Consider the following 14,165-nt stretch of genomic DNA (forward strand, 5'->3'; position numbering starts at 1 on the left):
CAGCATGCGCGGCAACCCCGACAACCTCCGCCAGGCCGCCGCCCGCAAGAGCGCCGCCGCCCAGGCCCGCGCCGAAAGGGGCCTGCGGGAAATGATCCGCCGCGGACAGCCCATCACCTTCCGCGGCCTCGCCCAGACCGCCGACGTCTCGCTCGACTTCCTCTATCGCTGCACCGAGATCCGCCGCCGTGTCGAGCAGCTGAGGTCCCAGCAGCGAAACCATCCACCGCGGCCGGCCACACAGCCGCCCGACGACTCGCCCAGCAGCGTCGTGCGCACCCTCACCGCCCAGCTCGCCGAGCTCAAGCGGCAGCACCGCGACGAGGTCCAAGCCCTGCGCCAGGCCCTCGAAGCCGCCCAGAGTGAGAACCTTGAACTGCGACGCCGCCTCGGCCCCCGCCATACCGCCCGCCCCGGGTCCTGACCCCTGACCGTGTGCCCAGCGCGTGGATGCCTACCGCTTGACACGCCCACGAATGGCCAGGACCGCGAGAGCCAAAAGGAGCGCTCCAAGAAGCCGACTTACCATCTCGATATAGATGCCCCAGGTCGTGAGATTCTGGCCACTGGAGCGGAAGACGGCCGAGTTCACGACCACCCGCACGGCTTTTTCCGTGCGTTTCCAGCTGAACCGGTCAGCCATGGAACTGTTCAGGGCTGGGTCCGGGGTATCGATGACGAGGGCCACCTTGTGGCCGGCATTGGCCTGCGTTCCGGTGACCTGAGGCTTGGGGTCGCTGTTCGGTAGCCCCCAGAGCATCAGCGCGAGCACGGTGGCGGCGGTCGTGACGGTCAGCCAGCAGAACGCCCGCGAGGCACGCAGGCCGTATCCCGACAGCGCCCAGTACATGTGCAGGAGCCAGCGTTCCGTACGGGTGCTGCCACGGCCGTCACGACGACGGTCGCGGCGGCGCATTTCCATCTCGCCGTAGTAGAAGTCCGCGGCACCCGGTTCATTCTTGGCATCTTCGAACGCCTTGCGGAGCTGCCGATACACCACCACCAAGGCCGCCGGACCCGGCGGCCTATAGTCCGAGCCCTGCGAATGAGGCGTCCACCCCTCCCGCGCCGCGGCACGCCCTGACTGAGCCCGCCACTGATGTTCCTCAGCGAGCACCTGCCGCCTGGTCCACCGCACAGGCCGCAGACCCCAACGCACCCCCTTGGGCGGGGCATCGAAGAGGCACTCACCCTCCAGACGAAGCTGATCCAGATGGTGCGCGCCAGAGAAGGTACAACGACGCAGATCGACGTCTGTCAACACCAGCAGGGCCGCGTCGACCCGAAGCACAGAGAGCACAGAGGCAGTCGTCTCTGGCCGATTGGCGAGGTCCGTCGGCAAAGGGCCTCGATGTCGGGCATTGGAGACCACAGTGACCGGATGGGACAGGACCGCTTCAGACAGATCCACCTCCGCATAACTCACCCGGAGCGTGGCGGGACCGTCGAACCTCGTCCCGACACACGACATTCGCTCGGCAGCCACCTCCACCGTCACCGGACCGGCGAACTCGACGTGGTTCAGACTCAGCCGCCCGCTGCAGGCCAGCGGACCAAGAGCTCGGGTGGTCTCGAACTTCGCCCTGTCGAAGTGCCAGGTGCAGTTTGCCGAACGGGTGAATTGCGCTCCGCTGAAATGCGCGTCGCCCTTGAAGGTCGCCTTGCTGAAGTCGGCGATCTCGCCGTTGAAGGTTGCCTGGTCGAAGCTGGCCGCAGAGTTGAAGGTTGCCTCACTGAACGACACTTGATCTTCGAAAGTCGCCGCGATGAAGGCGCCACCGCCCCCGAAGGTCACCTGACCGAAACGCGCGTTGCTCTCGAACATTGCCCCCATGAAGGAGGCGCCTCTGGGGAATGACGCCTGATCGAACCGCGCCCAGCCCGTGAACCTTGCCCCAATGAACTGGGCTGTGCCCGTGAAAGTCGCCTTCTCGAACGTGGCGTCGCCCAGATGAGGGGCACCGGTGGCAGGATCCCGGACCGCATCGAGCACATCGCTGAGCAGCTTCGGAGTGAAGGTCACACCACGGGCGTGGATGTCCGCTCCGGGACGAAGAGTGGACAGATAGGCGCCGAGGGTGGCTGTGTCGAGATGGGCAAGGCATGCGCCATGCTCCGAAAGCACGGGTGCATCGCAGCCTCCTGAGCCGTCTGCAGGATCAGCGCCGTGTCCACAAAGAGCCGGTGGCTGCGGGACGGGGGACGGTGTCGGTGCGGTTATGTCGTACACGACGGCCAAGCTACCTCTGCAGTTGCTCACTATTGATGGCTCACCAGTCGTGATCGCTGCTGAACGCCCTTACAGACGCGACCGTAAGCGTTCTACCTGCAGAAATAGCACACTTCCACCTGTTTGCTCCGGATACGACCTGGACGACCCGCTACCTGGACGCCGCCGTCGAGCAGCTGCGGGCGCTGCCGGCCGAGCAGCGCGAGCACCGGGTGCTGGATGAGGACGTCGCCCGGCTGTCCCCGCTTCGCCACGCCAACCTGAACGTGCTCGGCCGCTACACCTTCCGCGCCTCCGGCCCGGCAGGCGGCGGCCTGCGGCCCCTGCGCGACCCGGCGGAGGCTGCGGACGAGGACGATGAGGCGGGACCGGACTGAGCGTCAGGATCCGCCCAGCAGCCTGATCAGCGTGCGGACCCGGTCACGGCCTGGACGTCGGCCGCGGTCGTGAGGGCGCGGGTCTGGGCCGTGCCGCCCTGGTAGGACGGGTAGTCCGTGTAGCCGGCCTGTCCGCCGCCGTAGAACGTGGCCGGGTCGGCCGCGGCCAGCGGGAGGTTCTCCCGGTAGCGGCGGACCAGGTCCGGGTTGGCGATGAACGGCGTGCCGAAGGCGACCAGGTCGGCATCGCCGGCGTGCACCGCTGCCTGGGCGCGGTCGAGGTCGTAGCCGTTGTTGGCGATGTACGGGCCGGCGAACCGCTCCCGCAGCGCGCGGTAGTCGAGGGAGACGCCCGTCGTCGCCATGCCGCCCTCCAGGACGTGCGCGTACGCCAGCCCGCGCGGGCTCAGCTGCCCGAGGAAGTACTCGAAGTGGCCCTGCGGGTCGGAGTCCGCCATCGAGTTGAAGCCGTTCTCCGGTGTCAGCCGCACGCCCACCCGCTCGGCGGCCCAGTGCTCGCCGACGGCGTCGAGGACCTCGTTCAGCAGGCGCATGCGGTTGGCCGCGCTGCCGCCGTAGGCGTCCGTGCGGCGGTTGGTGCCGTCGCGCAGGAATTGGTCGATCAGGTAGCCGTTGCCGGCGTGGACCTCGATGCCATCGAAGCCCGCATGCCTGGCCAGCTCGGCGGCGCGGCGGAACTGGTCGACGACGTCCGGCAGCTCGCCGGCGTCGAGGGCGCGGGGCGTCACGAAGTCCTGCGGGCCGCTGTAGGTGACGGCCTGGCCGGCGGGTGCGAGCGCCGAGGGGGCGACGGGCATCTGCCCGTCCAGCAGGTCCGGATGGGAGATACGGCCGCAGTGCTGCAGCTGGACGAAGATCCGCCCACCCTCGGCGTGGACGGCGCCGGTCAGGCGCCGCCAGCTCTCCGCCTGGGCGCCGGTGTACAGGCCGGGCGTGAAGGGGTAGCCCACCGCCTGCGGGGAGACGGTGGTGGATTCCGCGACGATCAGGCCCGCGGTGGCGCGCTGACGGTAGTGGTCGGCCATCAGCGCGGGAACACAGCCGTCGGCGTCGGCGCGGTTGCGGGTCATCGGCGCCATCACCACCCGGTTGGCGAGCGTGAGGCCGCCCAGGTCGAGCGGCGCGAACAGGTCGAGGTGCATGCGGAACTCCTGCGGTGCAGCGAAGATCGTAGGACAGCTGTCCTAGAGCGCCGTCACGCTAGGCCGCCGGTCTCGACGGTGTCAACGGCTTGACGATCTAGGACGGCTGTCCTACGTTGTGTCTCTAGGTCGACTGTCCTACGGCATCGGAAGGGGATCATCATGGCTGCTGTGGCGACCCGCGAACAGATCGTGGCGGCGGCCGACAGGCTCTTCTACCACCGCGGCTACGAGCACACCTCGTTCGCGGACATCGCCGGTGCGGTCGGTCTGTCGAGGGGCAACTTCTACTACCACTTCAAGTCCAAGGACGCGATCCTGGACGCGGTGATCGATGCCCGCCTCGCCGACACCCGGCGGATGCTGGAGCAGTGGGAGGCCGAAGCTCCGGCCCCGGCCGGGCGGATCATGCGGTACGTGGAGATCGTGCTGACCAACCGCGCCGACATCCAGGACTACGGCTGCCCGGTGGGCACCCTGACCACGGAGCTGGCCAAGCTCGAGCACGCCATGCTCGGCCAGGCCGGCCGCCTGTTCACCCTGTTCCGCACCTGGCTGCGCGAGCAGTTCACGCTGCTCGGGCACGCCGAGCTGGCCGACGAGCTGGCGATGCACGTGCTCGCCTTCAGCCAGGGCGTCGCCGTCATGGCCAACGCCTTCCACGACGAGGCCTTCATCCCGCGCGAAGTCGACCGGATGCGCGAGTGGCTGCACACCTACGAGAGATGAGAGAAAGCATGTTCGTGGTCCTGCTCCGGTTCTCCGACAACAAGGCCACCGCCGCCCAGCACATGGCCGGCCACCAGGAGTGGATCAAGCGCGGCCTGGACGACGGGGTCTTCCTCCTGGTCGGCAGCATCCAGCCGGGCCTCGGCGGCGCAGTCCTCGCCCACAACACCTCGCCCGAGGAACTGCGCAAGCGCGTGGACAAGGACCCGTTCGTCGCCCAGGATGTCGTCACGGCCGAGATCATCGAGATCGCCCCCGGCATGGCGGACGAGCGGCTGAGCTTCCTGCTGTGACGACACCGTTCCTCGGCCCCGACGGCGCACCGCGCTGCCCGTGGGCCGGCGCCGCCCCGGAGTTCCTCGGCTACCACGACACGGAGTGGGGCTTCCCCGTCGGTGACGACCAGCGCCTGTTCGAGAAGCTGAGCCTGGAGGGCTTCCAGTCCGGACTCAGCTGGCGCACGATCCTGGCCAAGCGCGAGAACTTCCGCGCCGCCTTCGTCGCCTTCGACATCCCGGCCGTCGCCCGGTTCGACCAGCAGGACGTCGAGCGCCTCCTGGGCGACGCCGGCATCGTCCGGCACCGCGGCAAGATCGAGGCGGTGATCAACAACGCCCGCCGGGCCGAGGAACTCATCGAGCGTGAGGGGTCGCTGGCGGCGTTCGTCTGGCGCTACGAACCCGACGCCGCCGACCTGGCCGACCCGCAGACCGCCTCGACCTCACCCGCCTCGGTCGCCCTGTCGAAGGATCTGAAGAAGCGCGGCTGGAAGTTCGTCGGGCCGACCACGGTGTTCGCGTTCATGCAGGCCATGGGACTGATCAACGACCACGCCCGGGACTGCACGATCCGGCCCGAGGTCCAGCGGATCCGTGACGGATTCGACCGCCCCGGCCAAGCCACCGGGGGACTGGCCTGACCGCAGTCCGAGCGCTGGCGGTCAGCCTGCCGTGACCTGCGTCGGGATCCGCCCGGAGGCACGGAGCTCCCGCAAGTCGGGGATGTGGTTGTAGAGGGTGCCGGGGCTGACGCCGAGGATCTTGGCGATCGAGGTGATCGAGTTCTCCGGGTTGGGCAGCATGTCGCGGGCGGCCCGGATGATCTCGGCGGTGGCGACGGTGGGGCGCCCGCCCACCCGGCCGCGGGCGCGGGCGGCGTCCACGCCCTTGAGTAGTAGAGGTGCAGCGGTTAACGCTGAGATGGATCTTGGTGGTCCCTGCCCTTGGGGTTGGTGATCGTTGTGGGGCTCGCTCTAGGCTGGCCGTGCTCCGGTTCAGGAGCGGGAGCGGGAGCGGCGATGCAGAACGACGGTGACCGGGAGCTGGCAGCGGCTCAGCGCGAGCACTGGGAGCAGACCTACGGTGCCCATCCTGGGATGTACGGGGAGGAGCCGTCCGAGCCGGCTGTCCGCGCGGCCGAGGTGTTCCGGGTCGCTGGTGCGGGCGATGTGCTGGAGCTGGGCGCCGGTCATGGCCGGGACGCGCTGTTCTTCGCCCGCTCGGGGTTCACGGTGCTGGCCAGCGACTTCAGCCCGGTCGGCCTGACCCAGCTGCGCGCGCGGGCCACCGCAGAGGGCCTGGCCGAGAAGGTCACCACTGCGGTGCACGACGTGCGCGAGCCGCTGCCGCTCGCCGACGCCTCGGTGGACGCGGTCTTCGCGCACATGCTGCTCTGCATGGCGCTGTCGACCAAGGAGATCCACGCCCTGGTCGCCGAGGTCCGCCGGGTGCTGCGGCCGGGCGGCACCTTCGTCTACACCGTCCGCCACACCGGCGACGCCCACTTCGGCGCGGGCACCGGGCACGGCGACGACATCTGGGAGCACGGCGGCTTCGCTGTCCACTTCTTCCCCCGCCACCTGGTCGACTCCCTCGCGGACGGCTGGACCCTGGCCGGGGTCCACGCCTTCGAGGAGGGGGGCCTGCCGCGGCGCCTGTGGCGCGTCACCCAGACCCTGCCCCGATGACCGGCAGCGCGCCGCCTGCGCCGGACCTGGTGGTCGACGGCACCGGCCTGCTCTGCGTGCAGCTCCTGCTGAGGCTGCGCGGGCGGATCGCCGACGCTCCGGCGGGCACGGTGGTGCACATCGTCACCACCGATCCGGCCGCGCCGCTGGACCTTCCCGCCTGGTGCCATCTGACCGGCCACGCCTACCTCGGCCCCGTTCCGGACGGCGCCGGCCGCGAGGTGTGCGCCCTGCGGCTGGCGGCCGATGCCCGGCCGACCCGGCCCGGCGCACCCTGGCACCCGGCCCCGGTCTGACCCGGGCCGGGTGGTCAGCCGCCGGTGAGCTGGTGCGGGACTCGGCCTGCAGCCCGCAGTTCTTGCAGATCGGGGATGTGGTTGTAGAGGGTGCCGGGGCTGACGCCGAGGAGCTTGGCGATCGAGGTGATCGAGTGCTCGGGGTTGGGGAGCATGTCGCGGGCGGCCCGGATGATGTCCGGGTTGACGACGGTAGGCCGGCCGCCGACCTTGCCGCGGGCGCGGGCGGCGGCCAGGCCCTCGCGGGTGCCGGAGACGATCAGCTCGCGGATGAACTCGGCGAGCGCGGCGAAGACGTGGAACACCAGTCGGCCGCCGGGGGTGGTGGTGTCGAGCCGTTCGTGCAGCGAGGTGAAGCCGATCTCGCGCTTGCGCAGTTCGCCGACCATGGCGATCAGGTCCTGGAGGGAGCGGCCGTAGCGGTCGAGGGCTGGGACCACCAGGGTGTCGCCGGCGGCGAGGAAGGCGTGGCACGCCTTCAGTTCGGGCCGCAGGTCGTTCTTCCCGGACTTCTTGTCGGCGAAGATCCGGCGGCAGCCGACCGCGTTGAGGGCGTCGAGCTGGCGGTCGAGCTTCTGTCCGCCGGTGGACACCCGTGCGTAGCCGATGCGGATCTCGGTGCGGTGGGCGGTCTCGGCGGCCAGGAGTTCGAACTGGGCGTCTTCAAGTGGCGTGCTCACGCCCGGAATCCTGTCAGAAAACGGGTGATCGTGGGTTGTTGAACCACCCGGGTTTCTGGAGGGGTTTTTGAAGGCTGTGGGGCCCTTCCGGCGGCCCGATCGGTGATCTTCAGCAAACGATGGTTTCTTGAAGCTCATCAAGCTGGGCGTGTCTCGGCGTCATGATCGTTCTCACCGATAACCACGGTTCCGCTGATCCCCGAGGCCGGAGTACCGGCGGCTCGCCGGCGAGCACCGCTGAGGCGCGTGACGGGTGGTCACAGCCACTCGTTCGGCCTCGAGTCACCGAGTCAGGTGCTGTTCCAGCGCGGTGAGGAACGCGTCCGGGTTCTCCAGGTGGCAGGCGTGGTCGCCGGGGAGTTCGAGGACCCGGGTATCGGGTAGTCGTTCGTCGAGGACGGTGACGACCCGCTTGAGCCAGTCGGTGGTCGCGGTGCCGTGGACCAGGAGGACGGGGCACCGGATGCCGGAGAGTTCGGCGACGTCGCGGCCGGGCCGGTCGGCCTGCTCCGAGCTCCAGGACAGGGCCATCCGGTGCGGGACCCAGCGCGGCCAGGCAGGGTGGGCGCGGGCCTGTTCCTTCGACGGCGCGAGTCCGGCGAGTTCGAGGAACTCGGCCAGGTCGTCCTCGCTCACGTCCTGTCCGGCCAGCGCGTGCAGGAACCGGTTCAGCCGGGTGACCTCGGGGTCGGACTCGCCGAGGCCGTCGAGGATCCAGTACGCCGCGGGCTCCACGAGCGTCAGCGTCCGTACCTGCTCCGGATGGGCCAGGGCGAACTCGACGAGGGCTCGTCCGCCGCCGGACCACCCCGTGAAGTCGGCCGTCTCGACCCCGAGGGCGTTCATGGTCATGAGCAGCGATTCACGCTCGATCGCCGCGGTGTACCCGGCGTCCCCGCGCTCGCCGGCCGAGCCGAGCTCGTTGTGGATCGGCTGCACCCTGATGGTCTTCCGTCTCGCCGAGAGGGCGTCCGCGAGCGGCGTCCACGACACCCATCCGGTGAGCCCGCCGGGCACCAGGACGAGGGGAGGCCCCTCACCCTTCACCTCGCAGGTCAGGACCCTCGGTTCCATCGTCCACCTCTGACGGGTTGACAGCAGATCCCGTCAACGTAGCCGCGATCCCGGCTTCGCGCAGAGGACGGCGCCTGGTCAGTCGTGCGGGGCCTCGCCGCTGACGCGGTGGTCGGCGTGGCTCAGGGCCTCCACCACCAGGCGGCGCAGATGCCCGTCCCGTAGGCGGTAGTGGATACGCCTGCCGTCCTTGCGGGTCTCGACCAGGCCGGCCAGGCGGAGCTTCGCCAAATGCTGGCTGACCGCCGTCCGGGAGGCGGTGCACTGCTCGGCCAGTGACCCGACGTCCGACTCGTCCTGCGCGAGCAGCCACAGCAGGTGCAGCCGGGTCGGGTCCGAGAGCAGCGCGAAGACCGCGGCGGCTTCGGCCAGCCGCGCATCGTCGGGAACGTGCAGGTGCACAGTCGTCGCAGCTGGGACCGTTTCGCTTGCAGGCATGGGAACAGAGTAGGTCTCCCAGGTCCGAGATCCGCAGGGGCCGGCTGCATCCGCCATCATGTGCACACATGCGCACATGATGTGTACGCTGGAACGGTCAGCCCCTCCGCCCGGCGAAGGACACCCCGCATGCTGTCCGTACTGCGCGACCGCACCTACCGGCACCTGTTCGCCGCCCAGGTCATCGCCCTCATCGGCACCGGCCTGGCCACCGTCGCGCTCGGCCTGCTCGCATACGACATTGCGGGCGCGCAGGCCGGCTCTGTGCTCGGCACGGCGCTCGCGATCAAGATGACGGCGTACGTGGCCATCGCCCCGGCGATCGGGGCGGTGGCCGACCGCATCCCGCGCCGGGCGCTGATGGTGGGCGCCGACTTGACCCGCGCCGCCGTCGCACTGTCGCTGCCGTTCGTTGATCAGGTCTGGCAGGTCTACGTCCTGATCTTCGCGCTCCAGGCCGCCTCCGCCGCGTTCACCCCGACCTTCCAGGCCGTCATTCCCGACGTGCTGCCCGCCGAGCGCGACTACACCCAGGCCCTGTCGCTGTCCCGGCTCGCCTACGACCTGGAGAGCCTGTTCAGCCCGGCACTGGCCGCCGCCCTGCTCGCCTTCATGAGCTACAACTGGCTCTTCCTCGGCACCGTCGGCGGGTTCCTCGCGTCCGCCGCACTGGTCGTCTCGGCGATGCTGCCCAAGCCGGTCCCGGCCGCGGCCCCGGTCCGGCTCCCGGCCACGAAGCGGGAGGGCCGCGTGTACGCGAAGGCCAGTGCGGGCAGCCGCCTGTTCTTCACCACCCCGCGCCTGCGCGCCCTGCTCGCCCTCAACCTGGCCGTGGCCGCCGCGAGCGCGCTGGTCACCGTCAACACCGTGGTCTACGTACGCAGCCACCTCGGTCGCGCCACCGGCGACGTCGCCTTCGCGCTCGGCGCCTACGGGGCGGGCTCCATGGTGGTCGCCCTGCTGCTGCCCCGCGTCCTCGACAAGGTCGCCGACCGTACGGTGATGCTGCGCGGGGCGCTGCTGCTCACCCTGGTGTTCGCCGCCGTCGGCGCGATCACCGCCGCCGACGCGGGAGCCTGGCGCTGGCCGGCCCTCCTCGCCGCCTGGGCGGCCTTCGGAACCACGTGCTCGATGGTCCTCACGCCCACGGGACGACTGATCCGCCGCTCGGCACCGCCCGAGGAGCGCACCTCCGCGTTCGCCGCCCAGTTCTCCATGTCCCACGCCTGCTGGCTGCTGACCTACCCGCTGGCCGGGTGGGTGGGAGCGGCGGCCGGGCTCCAATGGGCCGTCGTCTCCCTCGGCCTGATCGCCTGCACGGCCGCGCTGGCCGCCGTACGGCTGTGGCCCTACGACGACTCCGACGAGAAGCCGCACGTCCACACGGATCTGGCCCCGGACCACCCGCACCTGGCCGGAGCGGCCGAAGTGTCCAGCGGCTGGAGCCACCGCCACGGTCCGGCGGAGGACGCCCTCCACCCGGAGATGGCTGCCCGCTGACCGGCGGCCCGGGCCAGCCGCAGCACTCGCAGCCTTCGAGGACTTCCATGACGCGCGCGGACATCTACCGATATCCGACCCGGCACTTCGACTTCCACCGCACCCAGCTCACCGTGGGAGGCAGTGGCTGACCCGTTCTACTTGGCGGGCGTGGTGAGGATCGTGCAGATGTTGTCCTGGGTGCAGGTGGCCGGGTCGGTCTCGGCGGCCCGCCGGGCGACGCCGCGCAGCTCGTCGCGGGTCTTGGCCAGCTCTTCCAGGCGGCGCTCGATGTCTTCGAGGCGCCGGTCGATGAGCGCGGTGACGTGCCCGCAGGGGGCCTGGCCGCTGTCGCGCAGGTCGAGGACGGAGCGGATCTCCGCCAGGGTGAGGCCGGCGCCCTGGGCGTCGCGGATGAAGGCGAGTCGCGCGGCACTCTGGTCGGGGTAGTTGCGGTATCCGCCGGGAGTGCGGGGCGGCGCCGGAAGCAGACCGCTCTCCTCGTAGAAGCGGATGGTCTTCGTGGTCAGCCCGCTCATAGCCGCGAGGTCGCCGATGCGCATACCCGAAGCCTACGCCTGGACCTTCCAGTGCACTGGAAGGTCTAGCGTCGGGGCGTACAAGGAGGAACTGGGAGGACAGGCGATGAGGATTACGGTATTGACGGTTCCGGACTGCCCGAATGCCATGCCGGCGTATGAGCGGGTCACTGCCGCGCTCGCCGGCCGCAAGGCCGAGGTGGAACTCGTCGAGGTGCACGACCAGGCCCAGGCCGCCGAGTACGAGATGACCGGCTCACCGACGGTCCTGCTCGACGGCGTCGACCCCTTCGCGCCGGAAGGCGCGGTGCCGAGCGTGTCCTGCCGCCTGTACCGGGACGCGGACGGCATGGTGTCCGGCGCACCGAGCGTGGCGGCCCTCGGTCAGGCGCTCGGGGGCGCCCCCCTGCCGCAGCCCGCCGCGCCTGGTGACTGCTGCGAGGGCGACGTAATCGACGTGGTCGGCCGCGGTGGCCGGGGTCGCCGAGCCCCCGCCGAGCGGGGACTGCGTGCCGTGCACCAGGTCGTGCTGCGGCACTTCGCGGCCGCCGGAGCCGCACCGGATCCCGCCGTGCTGGAGCCGGTCGCCGCCGAGGTGGGCCGCCCGGTCCGGGAGGTGTTGGACGAACTCGCCGCCGAGGACTTCCTGACCCTGGACGAGGCGGGGCGGATCCACGCGGCCTACCCCTTCTCCGCCGTACCGACCCGGCACCGGGTGCAGATCGTCGGGGGCGCCGAGGTGTGGTCGATGTGCGCGATCGACGCGCTCGGCATCCCGGCGATGCTCGGGAGGGACGTGGTGATCTCCTCCGCCGACCCGGTGACCGGAGAACTGGTCACCGTCACCACCCGGGGAGAGACAGCTCTCTGGGAGCCGGAGGACGCCGTGGTGTTCGTCGGACAGCGCCCCGGCGGCGGACCCGCGGCCGCGACGTGCTGCGACGCGCTGAACTTCTTCGTCGGCGACGCCTCCGCCCGCACCTGGGCGGCGGAGCACCCGCAGGTGCCTGGCCGCGTCGTGGATCAGGCGCACGCCCAAGAGGTCGCACGGCAGACCTTCGGCCACCTGCTGGCCCCTTGAAGGGTCTGATCGTCAGACCAAGGCGTCGACACCACCGGCCGACAGCGTGCCGGAGCCCGGTGGCGCCCAGTCCGTGCGGATGCGGCACGGAATGCTCGACCGGCCCGGGCGGCTGCCAGGCCATGGCCTAGCATGGCGCCCATGTCGCGACGCCTGCTGCTGCCGCCCCGGACGTGGTCCGGGGTGCTGCTCGTGTGCGCGCTTTTTGCGTGTCTGTCGGGGCTGGCGCGTCCCGCGATGGCGATGGCGGGGCCGATGGAGATGGCTCCGCGCGTCGCTGTCGGTGCTCATGCCGGGCACGCCGGGGATGTCGTGACTCCGGCTGTGTCCGGTGCGCAGGACCACGGTCCGCGTTGTCCGGCTGCGCAGGAGCAGTGCGTGGCGCCGAAGGTCACCCTCGCGCAGGACGGCCAGGCCGGTCCGGTGCTCGCTCTTGTGCCGCATGCGATGGCCTGCGACCCCGCGCTGCTGATGGCGCAGCCCCATGCCCCGCCGGCGGCGGTGGCTCCTCCTGATCTTCATCGGTTGTGCGTGTCACGGACGTGATGGTTCGCCGCTCGTGAGGCAGTCGCCTCGCGGGACGCCGCGTTCCTCATGTCCGCCTCGGCACGCCCGGATTTCCGTAGACCCGTGTGTGCGTGCCGTCGTCGCAGAACTGGAGTAACGACGCATGCCGTCGTCCGTCGCTTTGTTGATCACCGGTGCGAGCACCGGACTGCTCGCCGGCGGTGCCTCGTGCGCCGCCGTACAGGGGGGCCTGCTGGCCGGGGCCGTCACCCGCCGCCGCACCCCCGCCCCTGTCCCCGCTCCCGCCCCGAAGTCGGCCCGCAAGCCTTCCCGGACCTCGCCCCCTGCCCCGGAGGCCGGAACGCCGCTGGCGCCGGTGGGGGCGTTCCTGGCCGGAAAGCTGCTCTCCCACACCCTGCTCGGCGTCCTGCTGGGCGTGTTCGGCAGCGCACTGCAGCCCAGCCCCCGTACCCAGGCGGTGCTGATGATCGCCGCCGGGCTGCTCATGGTGGTGTTCGCGCTCGATCTGTTCGGCGTCAAGGCGGCGGGCCGACTGGTGCCCCGGCCTCCGGCGTCCTTCGGGCGCCTGATGCGGCGCAGCTCGAAGACCGAGTCGTCCATCACCCCGGCGCTGATCGGGTTCGCCACCGTCCTGGTGCCGTGCGGGGTCACCCTCTCGATGGAACTGCTGGCGATCACCTCCGGCTCGGCGGTGGCCGGCGCCGCGGTGATGGCCGGGTTCGTACTCGGAACCTCGCCACTGTTCGCCCTGCTCGGCTACCTGTTCCGGCGCAGCAGCCAGGCGTTGTCCGGTCGGCTGGCCGTGCTCACCGGTGTGGTGGTGCTGGCCGTCGCCGTGTGGACGATGGGCTCCGCGCTCCAGGCCGGGGGCTGGTTCTCGTTCGACACGCCGCCGAAGAACACGGCCGCGACCGGGCCGTTCATCGTCGAGGGAGGCGAAGGCAGCGGGACCGGGGAAGGCGGCGAGGAGGCCGGTGTGCCGCCCGTACGTGTCGACGCGTCCGGGAAGCAGATCGTCACACTGACAGTGACGGACTTCTACAGCCCCACGTCCTTCACCGCGAAGGCCGGCGTACCCACCACCCTGGTGCTGCACGGCAAGGATTCGGGCGGGTGCGCCCGCGCCTTCACCATCCCCGAGCTCGGGGTCCAGGAGATCGTCAAGCGTGACGGCGACACCGAGATCGACCTGGGCACCCGCAAGCCCGGGACCCTCCGGTTCACCTGCGCCATGGGGATGCAGACCGGCGCGATCGACTTCAAGAAGGAGGCGTAGTGAAGCTGTTCAGCCGTAAGAACAAGACCGAAGCCGAGGCCGGCGCCCGGGTGGTGCTCGTGATCGAGGGCATGCACTGTGCCAGCTGCGGTCTGCTCATCGACGACGAGCTGGAGGACCTCGCGGGTGTCTGTTCGGCCTCTACAGACATGCGCGCCGGTCGCAGCGTCGTCCTCCTGGAGGAGGGCGTGGACGTGGACAGTGCGGCTCTCGTCGCGGCGGTGGAAGCCGCCGGGGACTACACGGCGCGCATAGCCGACTGACGCAGACGCATACGCGGTCATGCCGAAGCCCGGCCGGGAGATGATC

At 70.5% G+C, this 14,165-nt stretch carries 18 protein-coding genes and 1 pseudogene; 12 read left to right on the forward strand and 7 right to left on the reverse strand.

Going from position 1 to position 14,165, the window contains the following annotated elements; all coding sequences use genetic code 11:
* Nucleotides 1–4: 4 nt before the first annotated feature.
* On the forward strand, nucleotides 5–424 hold the full coding sequence (locus ACIGFK_RS14120; RefSeq protein ID WP_400051811.1) for a DUF6262 family protein: 420 nt from the start codon (nucleotides 5–7) through the stop codon (nucleotides 422–424).
* A gap of 30 nt (nucleotides 425–454) precedes the next feature.
* On the opposite strand, the gene ACIGFK_RS14125 is transcribed toward ACIGFK_RS14120, so the two are convergent.
* A complete protein-coding gene (locus ACIGFK_RS14125) occupies nucleotides 455–2,125 on the reverse strand; it encodes a pentapeptide repeat-containing protein (protein ID WP_400051813.1) in 1,671 nt (556 codons plus the stop codon).
* A 245-nt stretch (nucleotides 2,126–2,370) separates the two neighbouring features.
* Here ACIGFK_RS14125 and ACIGFK_RS14130 point away from each other — a divergent pair.
* A pseudogene (locus ACIGFK_RS14130) lies at nucleotides 2,371–2,607 on the forward strand (hypothetical protein); the annotation flags it as partial.
* A 26-nt stretch (nucleotides 2,608–2,633) separates the two neighbouring features.
* Here the strand turns inward: ACIGFK_RS14130 and ACIGFK_RS14135 are convergent.
* Complete coding sequence (locus ACIGFK_RS14135) at nucleotides 2,634–3,770, reverse strand: alkene reductase (RefSeq protein WP_362463376.1); 1,137 nt, start codon at nucleotides 3,768–3,770, stop codon at nucleotides 2,634–2,636.
* Between the two features lie 162 nt (nucleotides 3,771–3,932).
* Between ACIGFK_RS14135 and ACIGFK_RS14140 the strand changes: the two genes are divergently transcribed.
* From ACIGFK_RS14140 to ACIGFK_RS14150, 3 genes are read left to right on the forward strand one after another with little or no spacing between them, the layout of a single operon-like run.
* Complete coding sequence (locus ACIGFK_RS14140; protein WP_400051815.1) at nucleotides 3,933–4,499, forward strand: TetR/AcrR family transcriptional regulator; 567 nt, start codon at nucleotides 3,933–3,935, stop codon at nucleotides 4,497–4,499.
* Nucleotides 4,496–4,792, forward strand: a complete 297-nt coding sequence (locus ACIGFK_RS14145) for a YciI family protein (protein ID WP_400051817.1) — start codon at nucleotides 4,496–4,498, stop codon at nucleotides 4,790–4,792. Before ACIGFK_RS14140 ends, ACIGFK_RS14145 begins: the two co-directional genes overlap by 4 nt.
* Complete coding sequence (locus ACIGFK_RS14150) at nucleotides 4,789–5,418, forward strand: DNA-3-methyladenine glycosylase I (RefSeq protein ID WP_400051819.1); 630 nt, start codon at nucleotides 4,789–4,791, stop codon at nucleotides 5,416–5,418. The genes ACIGFK_RS14145 and ACIGFK_RS14150 overlap by 4 nt, the downstream gene beginning before the upstream one ends.
* A 21-nt stretch (nucleotides 5,419–5,439) precedes the next feature.
* On the opposite strand, the gene ACIGFK_RS14155 is transcribed toward ACIGFK_RS14150, so the two are convergent.
* The gene (locus ACIGFK_RS14155; protein ID WP_400051821.1) at nucleotides 5,440–5,661 is read right to left on the reverse strand and encodes a hypothetical protein; all 222 of its coding nucleotides are present in this window, start codon (nucleotides 5,659–5,661) and stop codon (nucleotides 5,440–5,442) included.
* A 135-nt stretch (nucleotides 5,662–5,796) separates the two neighbouring features.
* Here ACIGFK_RS14155 and ACIGFK_RS14160 point away from each other — a divergent pair, with 135 nt between their 5' ends.
* Both ACIGFK_RS14160 and ACIGFK_RS14165 read left to right on the forward strand, forming a co-directional pair.
* Nucleotides 5,797–6,465, forward strand: a complete 669-nt coding sequence (locus ACIGFK_RS14160) for a class I SAM-dependent methyltransferase (protein WP_362463390.1) — start codon at nucleotides 5,797–5,799, stop codon at nucleotides 6,463–6,465.
* Nucleotides 6,462–6,761: a sulfurtransferase TusA family protein gene (locus ACIGFK_RS14165; protein WP_362463393.1), complete on the forward strand. Its 300-nt coding sequence runs from the start codon at nucleotides 6,462–6,464 to the stop codon at nucleotides 6,759–6,761. Before ACIGFK_RS14160 ends, ACIGFK_RS14165 begins: the two co-directional genes overlap by 4 nt.
* 14 nt (nucleotides 6,762–6,775) lie before the next feature.
* Here the strand turns inward: ACIGFK_RS14165 and ACIGFK_RS14170 are convergent, their stop codons facing one another.
* From ACIGFK_RS14170 to ACIGFK_RS14180, 3 genes are all read right to left on the reverse strand, one after another.
* Nucleotides 6,776–7,441 carry a recombinase family protein gene (locus tag ACIGFK_RS14170; RefSeq protein ID WP_400051823.1) on the reverse strand — a complete coding sequence of 222 codons (666 nt, stop codon included), beginning with the start codon at nucleotides 7,439–7,441 and terminating at the stop codon, nucleotides 6,776–6,778.
* Between the two features lie 282 nt (nucleotides 7,442–7,723).
* Entirely contained in the window at nucleotides 7,724–8,515 is a 792-nt protein-coding gene (locus tag ACIGFK_RS14175) for an alpha/beta fold hydrolase (protein ID WP_400051824.1), read from the reverse strand.
* Nucleotides 8,516–8,593: 78 nt separating this feature from the next.
* Nucleotides 8,594–8,953, reverse strand: a complete 360-nt coding sequence (locus ACIGFK_RS14180; RefSeq protein WP_362463402.1) for a metalloregulator ArsR/SmtB family transcription factor — start codon at nucleotides 8,951–8,953, stop codon at nucleotides 8,594–8,596.
* 129 nt (nucleotides 8,954–9,082) lie between these two features.
* Here ACIGFK_RS14180 and ACIGFK_RS14185 point away from each other — a divergent pair, with 129 nt between their 5' ends.
* A complete protein-coding gene (locus tag ACIGFK_RS14185) occupies nucleotides 9,083–10,453 on the forward strand; it encodes an MFS transporter (protein ID WP_400051826.1) in 1,371 nt (456 codons plus the stop codon).
* A gap of 137 nt (nucleotides 10,454–10,590) precedes the next feature.
* Here the strand turns inward: ACIGFK_RS14185 and ACIGFK_RS14190 are convergent, their stop codons facing one another.
* Entirely contained in the window at nucleotides 10,591–10,995 is a 405-nt protein-coding gene (locus ACIGFK_RS14190; protein WP_400051828.1) for a heavy metal-responsive transcriptional regulator, read from the reverse strand.
* Nucleotides 10,996–11,119: 124 nt separating this feature from the next.
* Here ACIGFK_RS14190 and ACIGFK_RS14195 point away from each other — a divergent pair, with 124 nt between their 5' ends.
* The 4 genes from ACIGFK_RS14195 to ACIGFK_RS14210 all read left to right on the forward strand — a co-directional run bounded on the left by ACIGFK_RS14195 (nucleotide 11,120) and on the right by ACIGFK_RS14210 (nucleotide 14,119).
* Nucleotides 11,120–12,052, forward strand: a complete 933-nt coding sequence (locus ACIGFK_RS14195; RefSeq protein ID WP_362463412.1) for an alkylmercury lyase family protein — start codon at nucleotides 11,120–11,122, stop codon at nucleotides 12,050–12,052.
* 141 nt (nucleotides 12,053–12,193) lie between these two features.
* Nucleotides 12,194–12,598 (forward strand): hypothetical protein, encoded by a 405-nt coding sequence (locus tag ACIGFK_RS14200; protein ID WP_362463415.1) that lies wholly within the window; start codon nucleotides 12,194–12,196, stop codon nucleotides 12,596–12,598.
* A gap of 124 nt (nucleotides 12,599–12,722) precedes the next feature.
* Nucleotides 12,723–13,856: a sulfite exporter TauE/SafE family protein gene (locus ACIGFK_RS14205; protein ID WP_362463418.1), complete on the forward strand. Its 1,134-nt coding sequence runs from the start codon at nucleotides 12,723–12,725 to the stop codon at nucleotides 13,854–13,856.
* The gene (locus tag ACIGFK_RS14210; RefSeq protein WP_362463421.1) at nucleotides 13,856–14,119 is read left to right on the forward strand and encodes a cation transporter; all 264 of its coding nucleotides are present in this window, start codon (nucleotides 13,856–13,858) and stop codon (nucleotides 14,117–14,119) included. Before ACIGFK_RS14205 ends, ACIGFK_RS14210 begins: the two co-directional genes overlap by 1 nt.
* The last annotated feature ends 46 nt before the right edge of the window (nucleotides 14,120–14,165 follow it).

Source organism: Streptomyces sp. NPDC085524, from assembly GCF_044541755.1.
Taxonomy (GTDB): domain Bacteria; phylum Actinomycetota; class Actinomycetes; order Streptomycetales; family Streptomycetaceae; genus Streptomyces.